Source organism: Hyphomonas sp. UBA3195 (assembly GCF_002366485.1).
Taxonomy (GTDB): domain Bacteria; phylum Pseudomonadota; class Alphaproteobacteria; order Caulobacterales; family Hyphomonadaceae; genus Hyphomonas.
Genome location: NZ_DEXB01000003.1, coordinates 65287 through 88370, shown reverse-complemented (window position 1 = coordinate 88370; position 23084 = coordinate 65287). Strand labels below are relative to the sequence as shown.

General features: G+C 59.9%; 23 protein-coding genes and 1 pseudogene. 5 read left to right on the top strand and 19 right to left on the bottom strand.

Going from position 1 to position 23084, the window contains the following annotated elements:
• Positions 1–41 precede the first annotated feature (41 nt).
• From B2344_RS01535 to argH, 5 genes are read right to left on the bottom strand one after another with little or no spacing between them, the layout of a single operon-like run.
• Positions 42–2804, bottom strand: a complete 2763-nt coding sequence (locus B2344_RS01535; RefSeq protein WP_290484533.1) for a DUF4175 domain-containing protein — start codon at positions 2802–2804, stop codon at positions 42–44.
• Complete coding sequence (gene lysA / locus B2344_RS01530) at positions 2783–4057, bottom strand: diaminopimelate decarboxylase (RefSeq protein WP_290484532.1); 1275 nt, start codon at positions 4055–4057, stop codon at positions 2783–2785. Before lysA ends, B2344_RS01535 begins: the two co-directional genes overlap by 22 nt.
• 3 nt (positions 4058–4060) lie before the next feature.
• Positions 4061–4324, bottom strand: a complete 264-nt coding sequence (locus B2344_RS01525) for a hypothetical protein (RefSeq protein WP_290484531.1) — start codon at positions 4322–4324, stop codon at positions 4061–4063.
• Positions 4325–4334: 10 nt separating this feature from the next.
• On the bottom strand, positions 4335–4565 hold the full coding sequence (lptM, locus tag B2344_RS01520) for an LPS translocon maturation chaperone LptM (protein ID WP_290484530.1): 231 nt from the start codon (positions 4563–4565) through the stop codon (positions 4335–4337).
• A gap of 6 nt (positions 4566–4571) precedes the next feature.
• The gene (gene argH / locus B2344_RS01515; RefSeq protein WP_290484529.1) at positions 4572–5975 is read right to left on the bottom strand and encodes an argininosuccinate lyase; all 1404 of its coding nucleotides are present in this window, start codon (positions 5973–5975) and stop codon (positions 4572–4574) included.
• 33 nt (positions 5976–6008) lie between these two features.
• Here argH and B2344_RS01510 point away from each other — a divergent pair, with 33 nt between their 5' ends.
• Complete coding sequence (locus B2344_RS01510; protein WP_206991570.1) at positions 6009–6593, top strand: TlpA family protein disulfide reductase; 585 nt, start codon at positions 6009–6011, stop codon at positions 6591–6593.
• Here B2344_RS01510 and B2344_RS01505 read toward each other — a convergent pair.
• From B2344_RS01505 to rpmE, 3 genes are all read right to left on the bottom strand, one after another.
• Complete coding sequence (locus tag B2344_RS01505) at positions 6582–7346, bottom strand: hypothetical protein (protein WP_290484528.1); 765 nt, start codon at positions 7344–7346, stop codon at positions 6582–6584. The genes B2344_RS01510 and B2344_RS01505 overlap by 12 nt on opposite strands.
• Before the next feature lie 85 nt (positions 7347–7431).
• Positions 7432–7920 (bottom strand): thermonuclease family protein, encoded by a 489-nt coding sequence (locus tag B2344_RS01500; protein WP_290484527.1) that lies wholly within the window; start codon positions 7918–7920, stop codon positions 7432–7434.
• Positions 7921–8084: 164 nt separating this feature from the next.
• On the bottom strand, positions 8085–8303 hold the full coding sequence (gene rpmE, locus B2344_RS01495) for a 50S ribosomal protein L31 (protein ID WP_034814727.1): 219 nt from the start codon (positions 8301–8303) through the stop codon (positions 8085–8087).
• A gap of 157 nt (positions 8304–8460) precedes the next feature.
• On the opposite strand from rpmE, the gene B2344_RS01490 reads away from it, so the two are divergent.
• The gene (locus B2344_RS01490; protein WP_290484526.1) at positions 8461–10293 is read left to right on the top strand and encodes an ABC transporter transmembrane domain-containing protein; all 1833 of its coding nucleotides are present in this window, start codon (positions 8461–8463) and stop codon (positions 10291–10293) included.
• A gap of 5 nt (positions 10294–10298) precedes the next feature.
• On the opposite strand, the gene B2344_RS01485 is transcribed toward B2344_RS01490, so the two are convergent.
• The 10 genes from B2344_RS01485 to gap all read right to left on the bottom strand — a co-directional run bounded on the left by B2344_RS01485 (position 10299) and on the right by gap (position 20281).
• Complete coding sequence (locus B2344_RS01485; RefSeq protein WP_198019785.1) at positions 10299–10457, bottom strand: hypothetical protein; 159 nt, start codon at positions 10455–10457, stop codon at positions 10299–10301.
• 71 nt (positions 10458–10528) lie between these two features.
• A complete protein-coding gene (locus tag B2344_RS01480; RefSeq protein ID WP_290484525.1) occupies positions 10529–12025 on the bottom strand; it encodes a flavin-containing monooxygenase in 1497 nt (498 codons plus the stop codon).
• Positions 12026–12123: 98 nt separating this feature from the next.
• Positions 12124–12942, bottom strand: coding sequence for an inositol monophosphatase family protein (locus tag B2344_RS01475; RefSeq protein WP_034814734.1), 819 nt, complete (start codon positions 12940–12942; stop codon positions 12124–12126).
• Positions 12943–12950: 8 nt separating this feature from the next.
• Entirely contained in the window at positions 12951–13517 is a 567-nt protein-coding gene (efp, locus tag B2344_RS01470) for an elongation factor P (RefSeq protein ID WP_034814737.1), read from the bottom strand.
• Positions 13518–13635: 118 nt separating this feature from the next.
• Positions 13636–14316 carry a thiamine phosphate synthase gene (thiE, locus tag B2344_RS01465; RefSeq protein ID WP_290484524.1) on the bottom strand — a complete coding sequence of 227 codons (681 nt, stop codon included), beginning with the start codon at positions 14314–14316 and terminating at the stop codon, positions 13636–13638.
• Between the two features lie 26 nt (positions 14317–14342).
• Positions 14343–14576, bottom strand: a complete 234-nt coding sequence (locus B2344_RS01460; protein ID WP_290484523.1) for a DUF1272 domain-containing protein — start codon at positions 14574–14576, stop codon at positions 14343–14345.
• A gap of 5 nt (positions 14577–14581) precedes the next feature.
• Entirely contained in the window at positions 14582–16690 is a 2109-nt protein-coding gene (locus B2344_RS01455; protein WP_290484522.1) for a M3 family metallopeptidase, read from the bottom strand.
• A 104-nt stretch (positions 16691–16794) separates the two neighbouring features.
• Complete coding sequence (locus B2344_RS01450; RefSeq protein WP_290483071.1) at positions 16795–17688, bottom strand: fructose bisphosphate aldolase; 894 nt, start codon at positions 17686–17688, stop codon at positions 16795–16797.
• A 298-nt stretch (positions 17689–17986) separates the two neighbouring features.
• The gene (locus B2344_RS01445; RefSeq protein ID WP_290484521.1) at positions 17987–19183 is read right to left on the bottom strand and encodes a phosphoglycerate kinase; all 1197 of its coding nucleotides are present in this window, start codon (positions 19181–19183) and stop codon (positions 17987–17989) included.
• Between the two features lie 90 nt (positions 19184–19273).
• Positions 19274–20281, bottom strand: coding sequence for a type I glyceraldehyde-3-phosphate dehydrogenase (gap, locus tag B2344_RS01440; protein ID WP_290483070.1), 1008 nt, complete (start codon positions 20279–20281; stop codon positions 19274–19276).
• Positions 20282–20464: 183 nt separating this feature from the next.
• Here gap and B2344_RS01435 point away from each other — a divergent pair, with 183 nt between their 5' ends.
• Together B2344_RS01435 and B2344_RS01430 are read left to right on the top strand one after the other, a co-directional pair.
• Positions 20465–21367 (top strand): aldo/keto reductase, encoded by a 903-nt coding sequence (locus tag B2344_RS01435; protein ID WP_206991560.1) that lies wholly within the window; start codon positions 20465–20467, stop codon positions 21365–21367.
• Entirely contained in the window at positions 21364–22293 is a 930-nt protein-coding gene (locus tag B2344_RS01430) for a DMT family transporter (RefSeq protein WP_290484520.1), read from the top strand. The genes B2344_RS01435 and B2344_RS01430 overlap by 4 nt, the downstream gene beginning before the upstream one ends.
• Positions 22294–22368: 75 nt before the next feature.
• Here the strand turns inward: B2344_RS01430 and B2344_RS01425 are convergent, their stop codons facing one another.
• The gene (locus B2344_RS01425; protein WP_206991558.1) at positions 22369–22728 is read right to left on the bottom strand and encodes a hypothetical protein; all 360 of its coding nucleotides are present in this window, start codon (positions 22726–22728) and stop codon (positions 22369–22371) included.
• 135 nt (positions 22729–22863) lie between these two features.
• Here B2344_RS01425 and B2344_RS01420 point away from each other — a divergent pair.
• A pseudogene (locus B2344_RS01420) lies at positions 22864–23084 on the top strand (UDP-2,3-diacylglucosamine diphosphatase); the annotation flags it as partial.

The following is a 23084-nucleotide window of genomic DNA, read 5'->3' as shown; positions in this document are numbered from 1 at the left end:
CCTCGCCCGCATCAAGGCAGGGAATGGACGGGAGGGCAAGGTCAGAACCGGTCGAGCAGGCGGCGAAGGTATTCGCGCTCTTCCTCATCATCGGATTCATTGTAGCGTTGGCGCAATTCTTCCAGGATGTCCTTGGCGCGCTGGCGTTCGGTGGCGTCCGGAATATTGACCTCTTCACCGCTGTTTCCCGGCCCGCCCGATGGGCGCCCAAATGGGTCGCTTTGCTGGGCGTCCTGTCCGTTGCGTTCTCGCTCCAGCGTGTCGAGCCGTTCGGCAAGGTCACGCGAAATTTCAGACAAGGCATTTGTTGCCATTTCCTGATTACGTGCCGCCCTGCGCTCATTGCCACGCTCAAGCGCATCTTCAGCCTGTCTCTGGGCGCGCCGAATATCTTCCAACGCGTCCGGATCGACCCGGCCTTCCAGGGCGTTCTCGCCCTCGATTCCGGCGCCCAGACCCTGTTCGCGGGCGAACTCCTCAACCAGCCGTCCCAGCCGGGCTTGTCGCTCGGCAAGTGACTCCGATTGTCCCGGCCCTGTACCTTCGCCCTCATTGCCTTCGGCAAATTCGCCGCCGCCGCTACCGGGGCGTTCGCCGTTCTCCTCTCCGCCGCCTTGTGGGGCTTCAGTCTGACCGCTACCGGCTTCTCCGCCACCGGGTTGACCGGAATCCTGTCCCTGCTGCGTGCCAGACTGTTGCCCGGACTGCTGGCCTGGCTGTTGGCCGCCCTGTTCCTGTCCAGACTGGCCGGGACGCTCGCCACGTTCCTGGGCCAGCGTGTCATCATTCAGCTGGCGCTGTTCCCGCAGGATTTCCGACAGACGCCGCATGGCATCGGTCAGTTCCTGTTCTTCGGGCGGCAGGTCTTCCTGTTCGCCATCGGCTTGCTGACCGGGCATGCCCGGCATGCCACCCGAGCCGGACTGACCCTGCTGGAATTCGAGATTCTGCAGCATGTTCGTGATGTCGGAAAGCAGCTGCCGGGCCTGATCCGTTGCGCCGGTCTCCGTGAGGTCCTGCAGCGCATTCAGCATGTCTTCGAAATCCTGCCCGCCGAGATCGGGCCCACCGGACATCGCTTCCTGATCCATCTGCATTTGCGGCTGCTCGCCGCCATTCGCGATAGCCTCGGCCATCTTGGCAGCGAGGTATTCATTGGCCGCATCACGGAAGGCTTCCATCCGCTGCTTGATCTCGTCTTCAGAGGCCCCGTCCCGCAAGGCCTGCTCCAGTGCACGCCGCGCCGCTTCCAGCCGTCTCAGGGCATCTGCGGCGCTGCCATACTCCGCGCGCAGAGCTAGTGCCCAGAGCAGGGGATCAACCTGTTCGGCCTCATCCTTCGTGGCCGCTGCATCCAGAATACCCTTGGCTGTCCGGAAAGTGAGGTACACGCCCTGATCGCGAATGTAACGCTCGCCTTTATAGGTCATGGCATCGAGCATCAGGGCGGCCTTCTGGATATCAGGCGGCGCGGTCCCGAGGCGGTTTGACGCCGTGACATTCAGTGCATCCTGGCGCAATGCGTCTTCATTCTTTGCCAGCTCTGCATAGTCGCGAGGTTCGCGCAGCACAGTCAGACGCACTTCCTGAGCAACGCGCGCGATTGGATCGAGAAACAGTTTTTCCGGCAGCTTGAAGTCGACCGGTTCGCTCAGGCCGGTCTGTCCCGCCCCATCTGTGGCGACCAGGCGCAGCGTCACCGGCATACCAGCCCAGCGATGACGGGTCAGGTCCAGTTGGGTTATGTCCTCGGCCGATGTCGGCGCCGCACCAGATAACGGCACGGCGACATGGTCTGCGTCATCTGGCGCGGCTGGATTTGGGGTTTGCAGAGTGATCCGCAATTCCAGGGCCGAGACGCCATAGTCATCAGAAACCGACCAGGAAATTTCGGTCCGGTCTTGCCGGCCCATTTCAGGCGCTTTCACGAAGCGGGCCTCAGGGGCATCATCGGGCGAGGTCAGTAGGCGCCAGCTTGCGCGCTCGCCCCACCAGTTTACCGACAGGCGCGTGTCTTCCATGATCCGGGCGCGGGCTTCAAAGGCGCCATCGGGGGTCGGTTCGAATTTTTGCTTACGTGTCGCTTCGCCCTTCAGAACCAATTTCGGCGCGCTATGCGCTTCGGTGCGCAAGGTGACTTCCGAGCCCTCCGGTACGCGGACATTTAGCAGTTCTGGAGTGAGGAAAATGGGTGCGCGGCCCGTGTGTTCAGGGGGCGTGATCCACGCTTCGACCACCATGCGGTCTGCACCAACCAGGGCGCCATAATCTGGAAACAGGGCGCGATGCAGGCGCGCGCTCGCATCCGTACCCGCAAAAACGCCCATCAGGACCAGAAGTGCCGGAAGGACCGCGCGCATCCAGTATGGATCAAGGCGGCTCCACTCGCGCGACAGGGACGGCAGTTTCAGGCGCTGGGCTTCTTTCAACAGGCGCAGGCGATGCTTCTGCCACAGCTTCTGCGATCCTCGGCTCACGCTCGCCGGGCGGTCGGTTAGCGACGAGACAGGCCGCAGGTCTGACTGTCGGTCGAGCAGGCGAGCTGCATCCTCGCGGCTGACAGGCGTATAGCGCCGTCCGCCTTGCAGGATGAAGAGGATAGACCCGCCGAGAAACAGGATCGTCGCCACAGCGGCCATGGCCGAGCCCATGCGATCAATGACGCCCGCCAAGGCGATGGCGAGAAAGATCGCAACAAAGGTCAGGAAGGGCCAGAACGCCTTGAAGAAGGCGTAGACCATCAGCTTCCGCCGCGTGGCGGAAACCTTGGCGTTGAGCGCCTTCATGCCGTCTTTGTGAGCCAATCAGGAACCTTTTCGAGGGCGATCATTTCTTCAAAGTCCGGGCGGCGACGGATGATGTCAAATGACGACCCGTTTACCAGCACTTCCGGAACCAGCGGTCTTGCATTGTAAGAGGATGACAGCACAGCGCCATAGGCACCTGCAGACATGAACGCGATCCGCTGACCGGGGCGGACAGCAGTCATTTCGCGGCCCTTGGCAAACTTGTCGGTCGACTCGCAGATCGGGCCAACCACATCGTAGGTCTTGCGCTCTGCGCCTGCACCAGCCTGATTAAGCGGCAGAATGTCGTGGTGCGCATCATAAAGCGCCGGACGCATGAGGTCGTTCATGCCTGCATCAATGATCAGGAAATCCGTCTCCGGCGCGGCTTTCTCATAAAGAACCGTGCTGAGCATGACTCCTGCATTACCCGTGATCACGCGGCCGGGCTCTAGAATGACCTGAACGCCGAGATCCTGTGTCACCTCAGCGATCATCGACGCGTAATCAGATGGCGGGGCTGGCGCGTCGCTGTCCTTGTAGGGGATGCCCAACCCACCGCCGAGATCGATCCGGCCGATATCATGACCGGCCTCACGCAGGCGTTTGGTGAGGCCCACGACCTTTTCGAACGCGGCGCGCATCGGGACAAGATCGCCGATTTGGCTGCCGATATGTACATCAACGCCCACAATCCGGATGCCGGGCAGGGTGGCGGCTTCAGCATAGAGGTCTTCCGCATCGCTCCACGGCACGCCGAACTTGTCGCCTTTTTTGCCGGTAGAGATATTCGGATGACCGCCGGCCGCGACATCCGGATTGACCCGGATGGCCACAGGCGATTCTGCGCCGGTCATGCTGGCAACCTCTGACAAGCGCCGAAGCTCTGCGGCGCTTTCGACATTGAACTGGTGAATGCCTGCACGCAGGGCCAGCTGCATTTCCTCGGCGGTCTTGCCCACACCTGAGAACACTATCCGCTCGGCGGGGATGCCTGCCCTGAGGGCGCGCTGCAACTCGCCGCCGCTGACCACGTCTGCGCCGCAGCCTTCGCGGGCAAGTGTCGACAGGACGCCAATATTGCCATTCGACTTTACCGAAAAGGCGATCAGGCAATCCTGCCCCTCGAACGCCGCCGCGATGACGCGGGCATGTCGCACCAGGGTTGCGGATGAATACACATAACAGGGCGTGCCCACTTCATCTGCAATCTTGTTGAGATTCACACCTTCGCAATGAAGGCAGCCATCCTGATAAGTAAAGTGGTGCATGAATTACTCGATTTCGCCGAGCGCGCCATTGTCTATGGGCGTCGTCGGTTTGGCGTCTGGGATGACGCCGCCCCATTGATTGGTGATCGGGCCGTCTGGTTCGGTCGTGTCGAGTTCCGTCGCCACTGCGACCGGTTCAACCGTTTCGACGGGTGCAACCGCCTCGACAACCAGAGCCGTTGGCTGGCTTTGGCATGCGGCGCCGAGGCACAAGGCCGTAATGCCGGCGATCCATCGCGCGGCGGAGACTGGCTTGGGTGATTTCATGGAATGCTTCCTAAGCGCCGCCGAGCAATTCATCATCGGCTCCGGTATCGCTGCCTTCGTCTTCACGGTCCGGTAGGCTTGGCAGGTTGTTCTGATTCTGGTCCGGCAATTCAGCGGGTTCCAGACCATCGGTTGGCTCACCCCAAAGCGGGTCAGGGCGTTTCAAATCCCCGGTCAGGCCACACGCGGCCAGATTGGTAGATGCGAGCAGCGCCGCAGCGAGAAGAAGAGGGCGTTTCATCAATGACTACTCCAGTCGAAGTCTCTGTTTCCACTGTGCCACTTGTTCGGCAACGCGAACAGGGCTTGTAGCGCCATAAGATGTCCGAGATGAGGCAGACGCCTCAACTGTCAGCACATCGAATACCGCATCGGTAATTTCGGAGTTCACGCTCTGCATGTCGGCCAATGTCAGATCTGACAAATCGCAGGCCTTCTCCTCAGCCTTCGCGACCAGTTGGCCCGTGACATGGTGGGCATCCCGGAACGGAAGACCCAGCTCACGAACCAGCCAATCAGCAAGGTCGGTGGCGGTCGAAAATCCCTTCGCGGCTGCCGCGCGCATATTCTCGGGCTTGAAACGGATCGTTTCGATCATGCCGGTCATGGCGCGAACACAAAGATTATAGGTGTCGAAGGCTTCAAAGGTCAGGCGCTTGTCGTCCTGAAGGTCCTTGGCATAGGCCAGCGGTAGCGCTTTGACCGCGCCCTGCAGGGAGCTGTAGAGGCCTGTAATCAGGCTGGCCTTGGCACGGATCAGTTCGGCAGCATCCGGATTGCGCTTTTGCGGCATGATGGACGAGCCTGTCGACCAGGCGTCGGTGAGCTGCGCAAATCCGAACTGTGCACTGGTCCAGAGCACGATCTCTTCGGCAAGGCGAGACAAATGCGTCGCAGCGATGGACAGGGCCGCCAGTGCCTCCAGTGCAAAATCGCGCGCCGACACCGCATCCAGCGAATTGGCCATGGGGCGGGCAAAGCCCAAGGCTTCCGCGGTCATGTCTCGGTCGATGGGGAATCCGGTGCCAGCCAGCGCCGCAGAGCCCAGCGGGCACTCATTCAAACGCTCGGCACAATCGAGCAGGCGCGAGCGGTCGCGTTCCAGCATTTCGGCATAGGCCAGCAAATGATGGCCCAGTGTGACGGGCTGTGCGGTCTGGAGGTGCGTGAATCCCGGCATCACGGTTTCTGTATTCTCGCCGGCGCGACTGACCAGAGCGCTCTGCAGGCCAGCGACCAATTGCATGGCCTCGTCGAGTGCGCCGCGGGTCCAGAGGCGAAAATCGGTGACGACCTGGTCATTGCGCGATCGCGCCGTGTGCAGTCGGCCTGCGGGTTCGCCAATCAGCTCCTTCAGGCGCGCTTCGACATTCATATGAATGTCTTCGAGCTCCCGGCGGAAAGGGAACGATCCGTTCCTTAATTCCTCGGCAACCGTATCAAGGCCGCCCTGGATGGCTTCATTGTCGACCGTGGAAATGATGCCCATTTCAGCCAGCATGTCAGCATGAGCGCGGCTTCCAGCAATGTCTTCAGCGGCCATCCGGCGGTCAATATCGAGGGATGCGTTGATTTCTTCCATGATGTCTGTCGGGGTCGCGGCAAAGCGTCCGCCCCACATTGTCTGGCCTTTGCCTGTCGTCACTGCCATATCCCTTCAAACTCGTGTTGGAGACCGCGCCCCATGACCCGTCTGGCCTATATCGCCCTCTTCTTGATCGGCCTGATCGCAATTGTCTATGCGCTGATGAGCGCAGGGGGTGGAAAACCTTCAGAAAACAGGTTGGAAGCCTATGCGAGAGGCGAAATCGAGAAACTTGATTTCTCTCAGGCTGGAACATCCGCCTCAAACGCGCCCTTCTATCTGGAAGACGGCTCAGCCGTTTCGCTGGATGCGTTCATGGGGAAAGTCGTCCTGGTGAATTTCTGGGCCACATGGTGTGCGCCCTGTGAAAAGGAAATGCCGTCGCTCGGAGCGCTTCAGACAGCGCGGGGCGGGGACCGGTTTGAAGTGGTTGCGATCAGTGTTGATGCCCAAGAAGACCTTTCCTATGCCGCGCAGCGCCTCGGTGAACTGGGTGCGAGCAACATCACGTTCCACAGCGCAACGCCGGAACAGTATGAGATCGTCTACGATAGTGGCGTTCAGGGCTTTCCCACGACGATCCTGTACGATGCGAGTGGCGTGGAGATTGCGCGCCTGGCCGGGGATGCCGACTGGAGTTCTATCGAAGCGGTCGGATTTATCGACGCACTGCTAAAGAATTGAGGCTGCCAGTCGGGCCCGGGCGATCTGGGTTCCCATGGCCGGTTCAGGCGCAACCGCATCGACCATGACCGGACCGTCGCCGGGCCACATGCGGACCAGCAATTCCAGTTCCAGCACCAGGTCATCCGCGCCTTCCATATTACGGGCCACGTCGCGCGCGGTCGCCGCATAGCCATATGACGCTTGATAGGCCGGGGCGCGGTCGATCGCGGCATCAATAACGCCGACCCCATATTCGTCGCCGCAAAGTTCCAGCAGGAATAGAACAAGATCCAGCTGTTCGAGGCCTGTCGCCTCCAGCGTCTCGGCAAGGTTGGCCTTGGCGGCAATGAGCGCGTCTTCAACGTCCTCTGCGGGTGTTCCGGCTGTTGCGGCGGCGTGAACAGTCTCATAGACGCCGGTGTCGAAGCCAAATTCGCCAAATCCGTTGCGTTCCGATTGGGTTTCAAGCGACACCGCGTGATTGAGTTGCGCCGCTGCGAGGTCTGGCGCGCCCGCGCGGTAGAGTGCCAAGCCTGCCTCAATATGACCGGCGAGTACAGCGACGCGCTTGTCTGCCGTCAGGATGCGTACGCCGGCCGACGTGCTGACCTCATTGCCTGTCAGGGCGGGGTCCGTTTCGATTTGCAGTGAATTTTCTGGTGGCGCGGTTTCCGGTGCCGCCGTGCGGGCCGGGGACGGGTCATTGCACGCGGACAGGACTGCGTTACCAAGCAGGACTGATGCGGCAGCGGCCGTCTTCCGGGAAATCATTTTTGGCGTGGCTCCTGTCGTACGATCTGGGCAGAACCTAGAGACAAGAACGCTACGGGGCAATGCAGCGGCCTGGTTTGCAGAACTACGGGCTGACTTGGCCAGATGTTGTCAATCTACGGTGCGGGCTGCACCAGTCTGGCTTTGGAGCACCGCCATCATAGTCCCAGACTTGGTGGTTGCCTTCGGCCACAAGGCGCGTGGCGAGATCTTCACCATCGATGCTGATATCAACGACGAGCCGCTTGTATCGGTCGAGACCATAATCGCGTGTCACAGCTATTTCCTTGCCACGAGTCAGTTCGATCACCCTTTCCTTGGCGATATAACCTTGTTCGCGTTCGGCTTCGCAGTCGGCCCCGCCACGCTGTTTCAGACTGCGCGTCTCAGGCGCGTCGACACCATGCAGGCGGAATTTGGTGCCGCCTGGCAGGCGCCCGGAATCGCCGTCGGACCAATAGACGAGGCCGTCCTGTTCGATTGCGGCCTGAGCTGCCAGCGCGGCTGCGCCGCCGAGGCCGGCAAGAATCGCCACGGAATACAGGGCAGATTTGACTTGAATGCCGCGCAACATGTTCGTGCGTCCTGAAAGTGTGAGGCGCACGCTGGCGATGGCGGGTTAAGCGAGGGTAAACCGGTCAGATGTGGGGTCAATTTTGGAAATAGGGACCAAACGGAAAAACCCCGGCCAAAAGGCCGGGGCTTTCCACTATACGCATCATGCGAAGCGAAGAACGCTTACATGAAGCCTTTGAACTTGTCTTTGAAGCGCGAGACGCGGCCGCCACGGTCGAGCATCTTGCCGTCGCCGCCGGTCCAGGCCGGGTGCGATTTGGAATCGATGTCCAGAACAAGGCGGTCGCCTTCGCTGCCATAGGTGGAGCGCGTCTGATATTCGGTTCCGTCTGTCATCACTACGGTGACGAAGTGATAGTCGGGATGACCTTCTTTTTTCATGGCCTTCGCCTCTCTTGAACTCTAAGGACAACCGCGCTGCCATCGCTTGGGTGCGCGGGCTTGTCTCAGCCTGTTTTCGAAGTGGCGCGTGTAACTGAAAGACGCGACCTCTGCAAGAGGCTGCTGGCAGGGAATCTGAAAGGACTTATAGACGGGCATGACCGATACAGACAGCTCCTTCACAGAAGACCGCCGTGCAACAGAACCAGCAGGCGGCGAAGCGATCAACCGGCCCAAGGCAAAGTCGTTGAAACCACTGGCCTTGCTGATGCCCTATGTCGCCCGTCATTGGGTGACCGTGTCCATCGCACTCGTATTCCTGGTGGCGGCGGCGGCCGTTAGTCTCGCGATACCTTTGCTGCTCGGCAGCGCCGCGGATGCGGGCCAGGCCGCGCAGGGCAGCGCCGAGGAATTGTTGGCGCTGGTCGACCGCGCATTTCTCTGGGTTGCGCTGGCGGCCATTCTGTCAGGCGTGCTTGGCGCGATCCGGTTCTATTTCGTGTCACGCTTTGGCGAACGGATTGCGGCCGACCTGCGCAAGGATCTTTATGCGCACCTGCTGAAACTGTCGCCCCGCTATCATTCGCAGATGCGGTCTGGCGAGGCGGTGTCGCGCCTGACAGCAGACATCACGCTGATCGAAACCTTTCTTGGCTCGTCGGCGTCATTGGCTGCACGGACGCTGCTGACCACTACGGGCGCGCTGACCATGATGCTGGTCGTGAACTGGAAGCTCGGCCTCACCTTGCTGGCCATGTTGCCGGTGGCCGTTCTGCCCGTCATGGCGATTGGCCGGGTGATCCGGAAGATGTCGAACCGGGCGCAGTCACGATTGGCGGATGCGGGCGCGGAAGCTGCCGAGGCGCTAGACGCAATCGAACTGGTTCAGGCCTATAATCGGGAACAAAGCCGGCTGGGAGCATTTACCGAGGCGGTCGAGGCGACGTTTGATGCGGCGATGCGCCGGATCGGGGCGCGGTCGCTGATGATCGTTTTGGTCTCTGTGCTGCTGTTTGGCGGCTTTGTGGGTGTGCTCTGGATGGGCGCGCGGGCCGTCGCAACTGGGTCCATGAGCTTTGGCGATCTCGCCTCCATGGTGCTCTACGCGCTTTATGCAGGATCGGGCTTTGGCATGCTGGCGGAAGTCTATGGCGAAGTCATGCGTGCGGCCGGCGCGGCCGACCGTGCCGCTGAAGTGCTCAACGCTGAACCCGAAATCACCGCACCAGAAAACCCTGTCGCACTGCCGGGCAAGGTGACCGGCGCGCTTGCCTTTGAGGATGTTACTTTCCGCTATGGCGATGAAGCTGTCTCGGCGCTTGATCATTTCTCCCTGTCGGTAAAGCCGGGCGAGTTTGTGGCGCTTGTCGGGCCGAGCGGCGCAGGCAAGACGACGGTCTTTCGCCTGGCCTTGCGCCTGTTCGATGTGCCATCAGGCGCGGTCACACTTGACGGAGTTTCAGCCATGCAGGCTGATCCGCGTGACTGGCGTCAGCAATTTGCCTATGCGCCACAGGAATCGGCGTTGTTCACAGGCACTGCAGCGCAGAATATCGGCTTTGGTACCGACACGCCTGACGAGGCCTTGCTTGAGCAGGCTGCTCGCATGGCTGAAGCGTTCGACTTCCTTGCTGAAAAAGACGGGCTTGCGACGGATCTTGGCCAGAAGGGGAGGAGTCTGTCAGGCGGCCAGCGTCAGCGTATTGCGCTCGCCAGGGCGCTTGTGCGCGATGCGCCGGTGCTCTTGCTGGATGAAGCCACCTCAGCGCTCGATTCCGAAAGCGAAGCGGCTGTGCGCCGGGCCATTTCCAACGCCGCCGAGGGCCGCACCACACTGGTGATCGCACACAGGCTCTCCACGGTGCGTCGGGCTGACCGGATCATCGTGATGGAAAATGGACGCATCGTCGAGGAAGGCAGTCACGAGGAACTCGTGGCCAGGGGCGGCCTGTATGCCCGCCTCGCTGAATTGCAGTTTGCAGAAGGTTGACCCACCTATTTCTTGCGGAGTTTCTTGACCTTGCCATCAATCGTGAAGGCGAAGGCAAGTGACAGAACCAGCGGCACCCAGATGGGCAGTTCTCCCAACCCCGGCGCATCCAGCGCCGCTGCGAGATGATCGTCTACGCACCACCATAACAGCCATAGCCACATATCTTTGTTCCCTTCATCAAGACCCTGTATTTTCAATATAGGGAGCCCGAGAAAAGAAATATAGCAAAACGCTATTCTGCGGCTTGCAAGACGCGCGGCTTGCTGACGGCCTCTTCGGCCTTTGTGAAATCCATCACGCCATCGGCGATTGGCCCTCGGCGCAGGTTCTTGACGTCAGCGCTGTAGTTCTGGTGCAGCTTCCACGGTTTTTCCGTGTGCTGGCGGGGAAACTGGTCCATGACGCGTTGGAAATACCCAGATGAAAAGTCCACGAACGGTTCGGTCTGGTTTGGATATTGCTCAAGTTTCGGCATGGCCGACGTGTAACCATGCTGGTCCATGTAATTCAGAAGGCGACAGACATATTCAGATGTCAGGTCGGCCTTCAGGGTCCATGAGGCGTTGGTGTAGCCGAAGGTGACCGCCAGATTTGGCATGTTGGACAGCATCACGCCCTTATAGTTCAAGAGCCGTCCAGCATCTGTGCGGGTGCCATCAACGGACACGTCCACGCCATTCATGAACTGCAATTGCAGGCCGGTCGCGGTGACGACGATGTCGGCCCCGATCTCCTTGCCGGATTTCAGCTTTATCCCGTTGTGGGTGAACGTCTCGATGTGATCGGTCTCCACGCTCGCCTTGCCAGACTTCAGCGCATTGAAAAGATCGGAATCCGGCACGAGGCATAACCGCTGTTCCCACGGGTTATAGGACGGATTGAAATGGGTCTCGACTGGATAGTCCGGGCCGAGTTCTTCTTTCACCATGCCGATCAGCCGCTCGCGGGCCTTGTCGGGATTTGAACGGGTCTGTTTGAAGAAAAATTGCTGCAGCAGGACATTCCGCCAGCGGATGAAGGAGTAGGCCCAGCTGTCAGGCAGTATCTTGCGCAGGAAATTGGCGAACTTGTCTACCGCCGGGCGCGAAACAACATAGGTTGGCGAGCGCTGGAGCATGGTGACGTGCGCAGCCTTGTCGGTCATGGCAGGCACCAGTGTCATGGCGGTCGCGCCAGATCCGATGATGACGACTTTCTTGCCGGAATAGTCGAGGTCTTCCGGCCAATGCTGCGGATGAATGAATTGGCCCTTGAAGGCGTCTTCGCCCGGGAAGTCCGGCCGATAGCCCTCGTCATAGCGGTAGTAGCCGCCGCACATGAACAGGAAACGACACGTCGTGATTGAACGCGCACCAAATTCATCCTCGTGCGTCACATGCCAGGCTTGGTCGGGCGTGGACCAGTTGGCGGCGACGATGGCCGTGTTGAATTTGATGTGGGGTGTGACGCCATATTCGTTGGCGGTGTCCGCGACATATTTCCGGATCGAAGGCCCATCGGCAATGGCCTTCGCTTCGGTCCACGGTTTGAAGTTGTAACCGAGCGTATGCATGTCGCTGTCAGATCGAATGCCCGGATAGCGAAACAGGTCCCAAGTGCCGCCAATTGCGCCACGCTGCTCGAATATCTGATAGCCGAGGCCTGGACACTTCTTTTCGAGATGAACCGCGGCGCCGATGCCGGAAAGGCCCGCTCCGATGATGAGAACGTCGGTATCGGTATGTATCATGACTGCTTCCTGCCCATTTTTTCAGCCTATAAGGCCAAAAAATGACGCGGGTGTCACGATCTTTCTGGTGTCAGGAGGCCTTGCCGCTACGGAAGGGTTTAGTCCGCTTTCCGCGCGAAGGCCGCAGCATGGCGCAGCTGCTGTTCGATCAACGGATGGAGCTCTTCATTGGCAGCCAGAACCGAGCCGGTCTTCATGAAGTCGCCGCCATCGATTTCGGCAACGGTTCCGCCCGCTTCGCGCACCAGCACGATGCCTGCAGCAATGTCCCAGGGTTTCAGGTCGCGTTCCCAGAATCCGTCAAACCGTCCCGCGGCGACGTAAGCGAGATCCAGAGCTGCGGAGCCATAGCGGCGGATGCCAGCGCATGCCGGCGTCATCGCAAGCATTTCGCGGGCAAAATTCGCGTGCATTTCTTCGGCTTTGCCGTGCCAGGGCGTTCCGGTGGCCACCACAGCCTCATTGAGGCGGGTGCGAGCGGCAACACGCAGCTTGCGGTTCTCCAGCCATGCGCCGCGTCCGGTCTCAGCCCAGAAGATCTCGTTCTTCGCGACATCATAGACCACTCCGGTCAATAGCTTGCCTTCGCGCTCGAGCGCAATGGAGACTGCATAGTGCGGCTGGCCGTGCAGGAAGTTCAGCGTACCGTCGAGAGGATCCACGATGAATCTGTTCGACTTGTCTGTGCCTTCGACAATGCCCCGTTCTTCCATGACAAAGCCATAGCCGGGCCGCGCCTTCGCGAGCGCTGAGTAGATGATTTCTTCGGCGCGATGATCGGCGTTGGAGACAAAGTCTGCCGGGCCCTTCTTGGACACTTGCAGATTTTCGACTTCGCCGAAATCACGGGCAAGCGAACGGCCAGCTGCACGTGCAGCGGCGATCATGACGGTGCCAACGGGGGAGGGTTTGGACATGGGAGTTCCTAGTCGGAGCGACGGAGATAAGTGGAATCGGCTGTCTGGACGACAATGCGTTCGCCGGTGCCGACAAAGGGCGGAACCATGACCCGGACGCCGCCGTCACAGATTGCGGGTTTGAAGCTGTTGGCAGCCGTCTGGCCTTTCACAACCGGCTCGGTTTCCTGAACTTCGAGGATCACCTGTTCCGGCAGATCAACACCAATCGGCGTCTCGCCATAAAACTCAATGGAGACGGTCATGCCGTCCTGCAAGAAAGCGCCCTGGTCGCCGATAAAGTCTCGCTGGATCGCGATCTGTTCAAAGCTTTCCTGGTCCATGAAGGTGAAAGCGTCATCGTCCGCAAACAGGAATTGATGGTCTTTCTGCTCCAGACGGACCTTCTCAACGGTCTCGGAAGAACGGAAGCGCACGTTCGATTTCGATCCATTTAGCAGGTTGCGCAATTCGACCTGATTGAACGCGCCGCCCTTGCCGGGCTTGACCGACGCCGTCTTCAGGGCGCGCCAGACCGTGCCGTCATGCTCGATGACGTTGCCGGGCTTGATTTCATTACCATTGATCTTGACCATTGGGGCGTGTCCTTTTGAAGGTTTGGCGGGGGCGTAAGCCTTTGGCCCGAAACGGTCAAGCGGGCGGAGTGTTAATGCGGGACCGGTTCATGCAGGGTTTTACAGCGAGCTTGCAGCGTCAGGCCTTCGATGCATCGAGCCGGTCAAGAAGCGCATTGAAGTGGGCAATCGCTACCGGCGCGCCTTCAGGATGATCCCAGACCCCGGATGAGACCGCGAGAAAATCAGCGCCAGCTACAGCGAGCGGCTCGGCGTTTTCGACTGTGATGCCACCAATCGCGACACAGGGCACTTCCATGCTTTCCTGCCATATTTCCAGAAGGTCCGGATTCGCCTCGACCGTACCGGTCTTGGTGCGGGTCGGGAAGAACGCACCAAAGGCGACATAATCTGCGCCAGCCTCGCATGCCTGCATGGCAGCATGACGTGAGTTCTTGGCGGTTGCGCCGATAATCATGTCCGGGCCGACGATCTCCCGGGCTTTCTTGACCGGCATGTCATCCATCCCGACATGAACGCCATCTGCACCTATCTCGACGGCAAGTTCGGCGCTGTCATTGACCAGCACGGCAACGCCGTAGGCCTGGGCCATTTCTGTAACGGCTGCGCCAACGGCGCGGGTGGCGTCGACGTCGATCTCGCCGGTATCAGCCTTCAGGCGCAGTTGGAGACAGGCGACATCGCCCGCTGACAATGCCGTTTCCAATAGGGCTGCAAAGCTCTCCACATCTTCGATGCGGGGCGGAGTTATCAGGTAAAGCCGCGTGCGCGGGCGGACATAGTCTTCGGTCTTGCTCATGGCGCGCGCTATAGCGCAGGGCGTGCCTAGCCGGAAGTCTTCAAAACCCGCTGCGTGCTGGCGGGGTAGGCGTCGAGTGGCTTGCTGCGCCGCATCGGCCGGGGCTCGAGGTCGCCGCCGCAGTTCGGGCAGCGACCATCGAGAGGACCGTCCATGCAATCAGAGCAGAACGTGCATTCGAACGAGCAGATAAACGCTCCGGCTTCATCCGGCGGCAAATCGGTATCGCAGCGTTCACAGTTCGGACGCATCTCCAACATCACTGCTAGTCCTTTTCAGCTTCCACACTGGGTGCGGACGCCGCGGCGTCGATCAAGTGCTGCTCATACGCTCTAGGCGACCAATCGCGCCCAAGGAAATCATGCACGAGTTCGGCGGCCGGTTTTGATGATCCGGCGCTTAGGACCAGTTCCCGATAGCGTTCAGCGGTGACTTCGTCGCGCAAGCCGTTTGCTTCGAACTGCTTGAACATGTCTGTCGCGATCGCGAGTGACCATTGATAAGTGTAGTAGATCGCAGAATAGCCATCGAGGTGCCCAAAGCTGGCATACCGATGGAGGTCCGGCAGGGTCTCGAACGGGCTGAGGCCAGCTTCCTGTTCAAGCCAGATCTTCTCGAAATCGACCTCAGAGGGTGGGCGATTATAGTAATTCATCGAGACGCCGGCATAGGTCAGCTGACGGAGCGTGCCGAGGCCGGTGCCGAAGTCACGCGCGGCGTTCATCTTCTCGACCAGTTCGACGGGAATGATTTCGCCGTCGGAGTTTACGGCGAACTTTGCCAGCGTATCATAATCCCACACCCAGTTTTCCAGCATCTGTGACGGGGCTTCAATGAAATCCCATTCAAGGCTGCTCATGCTGAGATCGGCGTAGTCTGGTTGGCCAGAGAACATCGCATGGATGAGGTGGCCGAATTCATGGAGGAAGGTTTCGACCTGTCTATGCTCCATCAGACCGGTCGTATGATCGCCCGCAGGGAAGTTGCACATCAGTGAGGCAACTGGCACGCCTTCAGATGTTGGGCCGAACCGAATGGGGAAGGCGGCCGCGTGTTTGAACTTGCCCTCGCGGGGATGCATGTCGAGGAAGAAACGGCCGACCAGTTCGCCATCCTTGTAGATTTCGTGAGCGGTTACGGTTTCCTGCCAAATCGGAGCATCGGTCCAGTCACGTATCTCGACTTCGAACAGGTCCTGTACCAACGAAAATATGCCTGACCGAACGTCATTGTAGGCGAAGTACTGGCGCACTTCCTGGGCGTCGAGCGCATAGTCGGTTTGGCGAATCTGTTCTGAAAGATAGCCGCTGTGCCACTGGCTGACCTGCGTCGCGTCGGGATTACTGTTTTGTTGAAAAGCTAGCAGGCGTTCGTATTCGATTTCAGCGGCGTTTCGGGCGGCGGCTTCGACACCGTCGAGGAAGTCGATGGCTACCTCTGGCGAGCCCGTCATCTTGTCTTCGGTGATATAGGCTGCGTAATTTTCATAGCCCAGCAATTGTGCAAGTTCGTAGCGCTTCTCGAGCAGTTTCCGGAGTGGCTCTACATTCTCCGGATACGCACGGTTGGCCGAGGCAATGAAGAGGGATTTCTTCAAGTCTTCGTTCGGGGAGTAGTTGAAGACAGGCATCAAGTCCGGATAGTTGGTCGTGATGACGATCTTGCCATCCTCATTGGGCGTGTGGGCGTCGATATAATCCTGTGGCAGTCCCTCCAGCGCGTCGACTGAATCGACTTCGACCTGTCCGACAATTTCGCGGAGGTTTTTGCTGAACTCAGTGCTGATCTCCGCCAGTTCGGCGTTCAGTTCCTCTACGCGCGTTCGCGTCGCTTCGTCCTTGTCGACACCGCTGCGCCGATAGTCTCTCAGAATGCGGGACAACATGAGGGCGGAGCGATCATCGAGGGCGTCGGCATCAATCGCGACCATGCGTTCGTAGATGGGGCCGGACAGGGAGAGCGTCGAGATAATGCTGGCTGTGTCTTCCTGACATGCGCTGCCGACTTCCCTCAACGCTTCGTCCGGGTTTGCTTCGGCCACGATAGCCGCTTCTCCGTAGCCAACCGAAAAGGCGACATTTGTCAGCAAGTCAAAATCCTGAATGTCCTGAACACCGGGCGGCGTGTCGCGGGTTTCAAGATCGGTGATGAACTTTCCGGCGAGCAGCATCGCATTCTCGCAACGGGATTCGAACACTTCCGCAGAGGCCGGATTGACGACGAGCTCGGCCAGCATCGCGCTGGCTTCGTCCTGCAGACTTGGCGTGTTTGCCTCTGCCTGTTCCAACGCTGTCGGCTCGACGGTTGCCATGCAAGAAGCAGCCGCCAGGAGCGACAGCGCGGATACCGCGCCTGTTACGGTGTGTTTGATCATGCCTTTAAGTCCCCAATCGATTGGCGAACAAAAAATGCCGCCTCATGTTTAACATGGGCGGCACTTTGCTTTCGCGTCGGGCGCGAGTCTAGGACAAACCCGGCCTATCCGGCGCTGGATGCCGCACAAATGCAATCAATCGTGGCGGCAAGCGTGGAATTGAACTCTTCGTCGCTTTGCTGGGCCGAGAGGCCTTCGGTCAGGGCGCGGGAGAAGCTGGCAATCATGCCGGAATTATTGGCAAGCTTGGCGCAGGCATCTTCGCGAGAATATCCACCGGAAAGCGCGACAACGCGCATCACGCGCGGATGATCGACCAGCGACTTGTACTGGTTTGCTTTGGTCGGCAGGGACAGTTTCAGCATTACCTGCTTGTCCTCGCCCAGCGCGTCGAGCTGCTTGGCGATCTCGGCCAGGAGAATATCCTCGGCCTCGGCCTTGTCGGCAATCGTGATCGTGACCTCAGGCTCGATGATCGGCATCAGGCCGTGGCCCAAGATCTGGCGGCCAACGTCAAACTGCTGTGCAACGATGGCAGCAATGCCTTCCTGATTGGCGGCATTGATAACCGAGCGCATCTTGGTACCGAAGATACCCTTGCCGACCGCGCGTTCGAGCAGGTGATCGAGGTCCGGCATCGGCTTCATCATCTGGACGCCATTGGCTTCGTCTGCGAGGCCTTTGTCGACTTTCAGGAAGGGAACGACCTTATGGGCGTTCCAGAGGTATTCGGCGGTTGGCGTGCCATCGACTTCGCCATCCATGGTGCGTTCAAACAGGATCGCGCCAATGACCTTTTCGCCATTGAAGGCTGGTGCCTTGATGATGCGGGCACGCATCTCATGGATCAGGCCGAACATTTCTTCGTCATTGGAATAGGCGTCTTCGTTCACGCCGTAGAGGCGCAGAGCCTTGGGGGTGGAGCCACCCGACTGATCAAGCGCTGCGATGAAGCCATTCTTGTCGGCAATCTGCCGGGCCATTTGAGGATTGGTCATGATTTTAACGGGGCGTCCCTTGCATGCGTGGAATTTGCAAACTTTGCATTCAAGTACCGTGCCTGTCTTCTGGGTCAACAGGCTGACAGGGATTGATGTGAGCGCGCTCGCACCCGCCCGAATCTCAGGCAGTACGGGCAGTTTCGGGGGAAAGGACTGCCAGAGACGTGTGGGATTCAGGGCCTGAAATCGATTTCATCTGGAACATCAATTTTTTCTGACGCCGCGCAGCAAACCGATGAGAACGTTGTCATTTGCAGCCGCCTGCGCGATTTGCCGCAGGCTGTCTCAAAAGGGATCAGGCTTTGAGGGCTTCCACACCGGGCAGGGGCTTGCCTTCCATCCATTCAAGGAAGGCGCCGCCTGCGGTTGAGACGAAGGTGAACTCGTCGGCGGCCTCGGCATGATTGAGCGCGGCAACGGTATCGCCGCCTCCGGCGACGGCGATTAGCTTGCCGTCACTTGCGCGGATACCCGCGGCTTGCGCTGCTGCGACGGTGGCCTTGTCAAAAGGGGTCAGTTCGAACGCGCCGAGCGGCCCGTTCCAGACCAGTGTCTTTGAGTTGCCCATCGCGGCAACCAACTGTGCGACCGTCCTGACGCCAGCGTCGAGGATCATCTCATCGTCTGCGACCTCGTCCGTTGCGCAGGTGCGATTCTCGGCGTGAGCCTTGAAGTCCTTCGCGACAACAACATCGACCGGAAGCAGGATATTGCAATTGTTTTCTTTAGCGACCTGCATGATCTCGCGGGCGGTCTCAGCGAGATCATGCTCGCAGAGGGACTTGCCGACACTGATCCCCTGCGCGGCCAGGAATGTGTTGGCCATGCCGCCGCCAATCGCCAGCGAGTCGACCTGGGTGACAAGGTTTTTCAGAAGGTCGATCTTGGAAGAGACTTTCGCGCCGCCGACCACAGCCAGCACGGGACGTTCCGGCGTGCCGAGCGCCTTGTCGAGCGCGTCGAGTTCAGCTTCCATGTTCACGCCTGCATAGGCGGGCAGGAGGGTCGCGAGGACAGCCGTAGAGACATGCTTGCGGTGCGCGGCCGAGAAGGCATCATTGACGTAGATGTCGCCGAGCGCGGCGATTTCTTTCGCCAGTTCCGGGTCGCCTTTTTCCTCGCCTGCATAGAAGCGGGTGTTCTCCAGAAGGATCACGCCGGCAGGGTCGAGATCAGCAATGGCCTGCTTCACATGCTCGCCCTTGCAGTCGGCGATAAAGCTGACATTCGAGCCGAGCACTTTGGCGAAGGCGCCTGCAATCGGCGCAAGGCTCATGTCTGCAACGCGCTCACCCTTGGGGCGACCGAAATGTGCGAGCAGGGCGACCTTGGCGCCCTGGGTGCGCAGGGTCTGCACCGTATCAATGGCGGCCCGCAGGCGCGTGTCATCGGTGACGAGGCCATTTTCCATGGGCACATTGAAGTCGACTCGGACAAGCGCGGTCTTGCCGGTCAGATCGCCGGCATCGGCAAGGCGTTTGAAGCTGGACATGGTATTTCCTCCAGAATGCCCGGCCAACCGGGTGCGATGCGGCATGGAAAAAGAGCGCCTCCCGGTTGGGAAGCGCTCTGGAGAAGGGTTTTAGATGAGTTTGGACATGGCGAGGGCAGTATCGCTCATGCGGGTCGCGAAGCCCCACTCATTGTCGTACCAGGACAGTACCCGAACCATGGTGCCTTCGATGACCTGCGTTTGGTCGAGCGCAAAGGTGGACGAGTGCGGATCGTGGTTGAAGTCTGCGGAGACGAGCGGCTTGTCAGTATAGTCGAGCACGCCTTTCATTGAACCGTCAGCGGCGGCCTTGATGGCCGTGTTCACTTCTTCGACCGTGGTTGGCTTGCCGGCATCGAAGACGAGATCAATCATCGAGACGTTTGGCGTTGGGACGCGGATGGCGGAACCGTCGAGCTTGCCCTTCAGTTCCGGCAGGACCAGGCCAACGGCTTTTGCTGCGCCGGTCGAGGTCGGGATCATGGACATCGCAGCCGCGCGGCCGCGATAGAGGTCCTTGTGCATCCGGTCGAGGGTTGGCTGGTCACCCGTATAGGAGTGGACCGTCGTCATGTAGCCGCGCTTGATACCGACCGTGTCGTTCAGCACTTTGGCGACGGGCGACAGGCAGTTGGTGGTGCAGGATGCGTTGGAGACGACGAGATCATCTTTGGTAAGCGTGTCGTGGTTCACACCGAAGACGATGGTCTTGTCAGCATTTGTCGCCGGAGCAGAGACCAGCACGCGTTTGGCGCCCGCCTTGAGGTGAGCAGACGCTTTTTCCTTGTCGGCGAAGATGCCGGTACATTCCATTGCGATGTCGATATCCAGCTCGGCATGCGGCAGGTCAGCGGGGTCGCGTACGGCGGTGCAGAGGAATTTGCGGTCGCCGACGATGATCGTGTCACCGTCCACTTCGACCGTCTGGTTCAACCGGCCATGAACGGAATCATACTGGAGCAGGTGGGCATTGGTGGCCACCGGACCGAGGTCGTTGATCGAGACGACTTCGATGTCCTTGCGGTCATGCTCGATGATCGAACGAAGGACGAGACGGCCAATGCGGCCAAAACCATTGATTGCAACGCGAGCGGCCATGAAAAATCTCCTTTGGAGCGGCAGGCTATAAATCTGCTGGCCCTTTACGACGCCCGCGCAATTTCGTCCACCCGCTGCCCATGCGGCCTCGCGCCGCTTACTGCCTGTTTTCGCTAACAGAGATCAGTCGTGGACTTGGCTTCAGCGGCCTCTTATGGCCTGAAGTCACGAGGAGGCGGTTTCATGCGTCAGGTAGGGATCGGAACGAGCGGACTGCGCGCGGGTGCTTTGGGCTTCGGTTGCTGGCGCTTTTTGGGACATGAATTGTCCCATGCGGAGAATCTTGTTGAGACCGCGCTCGATCTGGGCATGACTCTTATCGACACGGCTGACATCTACGGATTTGGCGGGGATGGATTTGGCGCGGCCGAGGTCTTGCTGGGCAAGGTGTTGAAAGCCGATCCTGCGCGGCGCACGAGAATGGTATTGGCGACCAAGGGCGGAATTATTCCCCCCGCGCCCTACAATTCGAGTCGTAAATACCTGATCGAGGCCTGCGAAGCGTCGCTTGCGCGGCTTGGCGTTGAGCAGATCGACCTTTACCAAATTCACCGGCCGGACCTGTTGACCCCTTGGGAGGAAGTTGCCGATGCGCTGGAAACGCTTCTGGCAGACGGCAAGATCGGGGCAGCAGGAGTCTCCAATTTCTCCGTGGCGCAAACCCGCGCATTGCAGGCACATCTGGGGCCGAAGCTTGTCAGCACGCAGCCGGAATTTTCCGCCCTGCATCTGGCGCCCCTGGAAGACGGCACACTGGACTGGTGCCAGGAAGTCGGTGCGGCGGCGCTGGTTTGGTCGCCGCTGGCGGGCGGTCGGCTGGCCGATGGATATAGACCGCAGCCTGATGATCCTGAAAGGTTGGTGGATGTGCATCAGGCGCTCGACAGGATCGCGGCCGGGCATGGCGTGAGCCGCAGCGAAGTGGCGCTGGCTTTCGTTCTGATGCATCCGGCGCAGCCCATTGTTTTGCTGGGCACGCAGACTCCGGCGCGCCTGAAGGCGGCGACGCGCGCGCTGGAAATCCAGCTCAGCCGTGCGGACTGGTACAGTATGATCGAGGCGTCGCGCGGCGCGGCGATGCCATGAATGGGCCCCAGCTTCAAAGTCGCTCTGCCGCTGATTGGGGGCTGTTTGCTCTGTTGACCCTGTTCTGGGCCGGGGCCTATGCGCTGACCCGGGTGGCGGTGGACAAGGGCAATCCGGATATGGGCCTGCCGGTGGCCTGGGTGCTGCCGGGGCGGTTGACGATTGGCGCGGCGGTACTGTGGGTGCTGATGTTGGCACGGGGGCAGAAATTGCCGCCATTGAGAGACCGCAAGCGCTGGGTGGCGATCATCGGGATGGGGCTCGCAGGCTCCGTCTTTCCCTTCTTCCTGATCACGACCGCTCAGGAGACGGTCAATTCCAGCCTTGCCGCACTTTATACCGCCGCTGTACCGATCTTCGTGGTGAGTGGGGCAACCTTTCTGTTTGCGGATGAACGGATGAATCGCGGAACCGCGATTGGCGTGCTGACCGGTTTTGCGGGTGTGGCTGTGTTGTTCGGGCCGGATGCGATGAAGGGGCTTGGCGATGCGAGTGTTGTGGCGCAGCTGCTGCTGATCCTCGCGACGATGAATTACGCCCTTGCAAGCCTGATGGCGCGCGGCGCGCCCCGGATCGAGGCCATTCCGTTCGCGACCGGTTTCGTCACGCTGGCGGCGGTGGTTTCGTGGCCGCTGGCCTTCACGGTGCACCCGTCCGAGGTCAATGCCGACTGGACGCATTGGGCCGCCGTGGTGGGGCTTGGCGTGATCCCGACGGCAATTGCACAGGCGCTGTACATGTACCTGATCGCGCGGACGAGCGCGACATTCTTGTCCCTGACGGGCTATGCGATTCCAGTGGTCAGCGCCGTGCTGGGCTGGGTCTTCTTCCGAGAGACACAGAGCTGGCAGGCGCTGATCGCGTTCGCCCTGATCCTGGGTGGTGTCTGGCTCGCCCGGCGCGGTGGGGGCGTGAAGGAAGGTTAGACCGCCTGTTCCTGCGCATGCGACGCCCGTGAAGGCGCTTGGAAGACAGTTGGGTTTTCATCGGGACACTTCGCGTCAGGTGTCGGGACGCGGCAGGCGGGTGCCGATCGCACAGGGCCGACGTGGCATTGTGACGGCAGGGGCTGACTGAAGCCGCTCGCCCCTTGGCACAGCCAAATCCAACTCCCCCATCGCCAGGCGGAAGCCCTTCGATAGCTCAAAGGCCAGCGGATCAGGTTTGATCGTTTCCGGCCCGTCCCCGACAGCGACAATATCGACCTCTCCGCGGGGTGATATGCGCACCATCATGGCGCGCATATCCCGCTGGATATGGCGCACGTGAAAGGTGAGGATCACGACCTGTAGCCAGATCCAGAACCGGTACGGCCGCAGGTGCGGCGGCAGGTTTCGCAAAGTGGCGAAGGCGTCATCCATGCTCTGATTATACCTCCGCCTGCGGAGGGGGAGGACAAGTCTTTTTGTTAACCCTGTTTTTATTGCATTTTTGTGACGAAAATAGGGGGTAAACTGTCATAAAACTCATACCGAACGCACTTAAGGGCGGGCATCATGACCCGTGCCAATCCTCGCCCTGATTATCGTTCGATCTTCATCTCCGATGTGCATCTCGGCAGTGCCGGATGCCAGGCCGATGCGCTGTGCGCCTTCATGAAGACGCATACATCCGAGCAGCTCTATCTGGTGGGCGACATCATTGATGGCTGGCGGATGCGCAAGAAATGGTACTGGCCGCAATCACACACGAACGTCATCCGCCGTATCCTGACGGC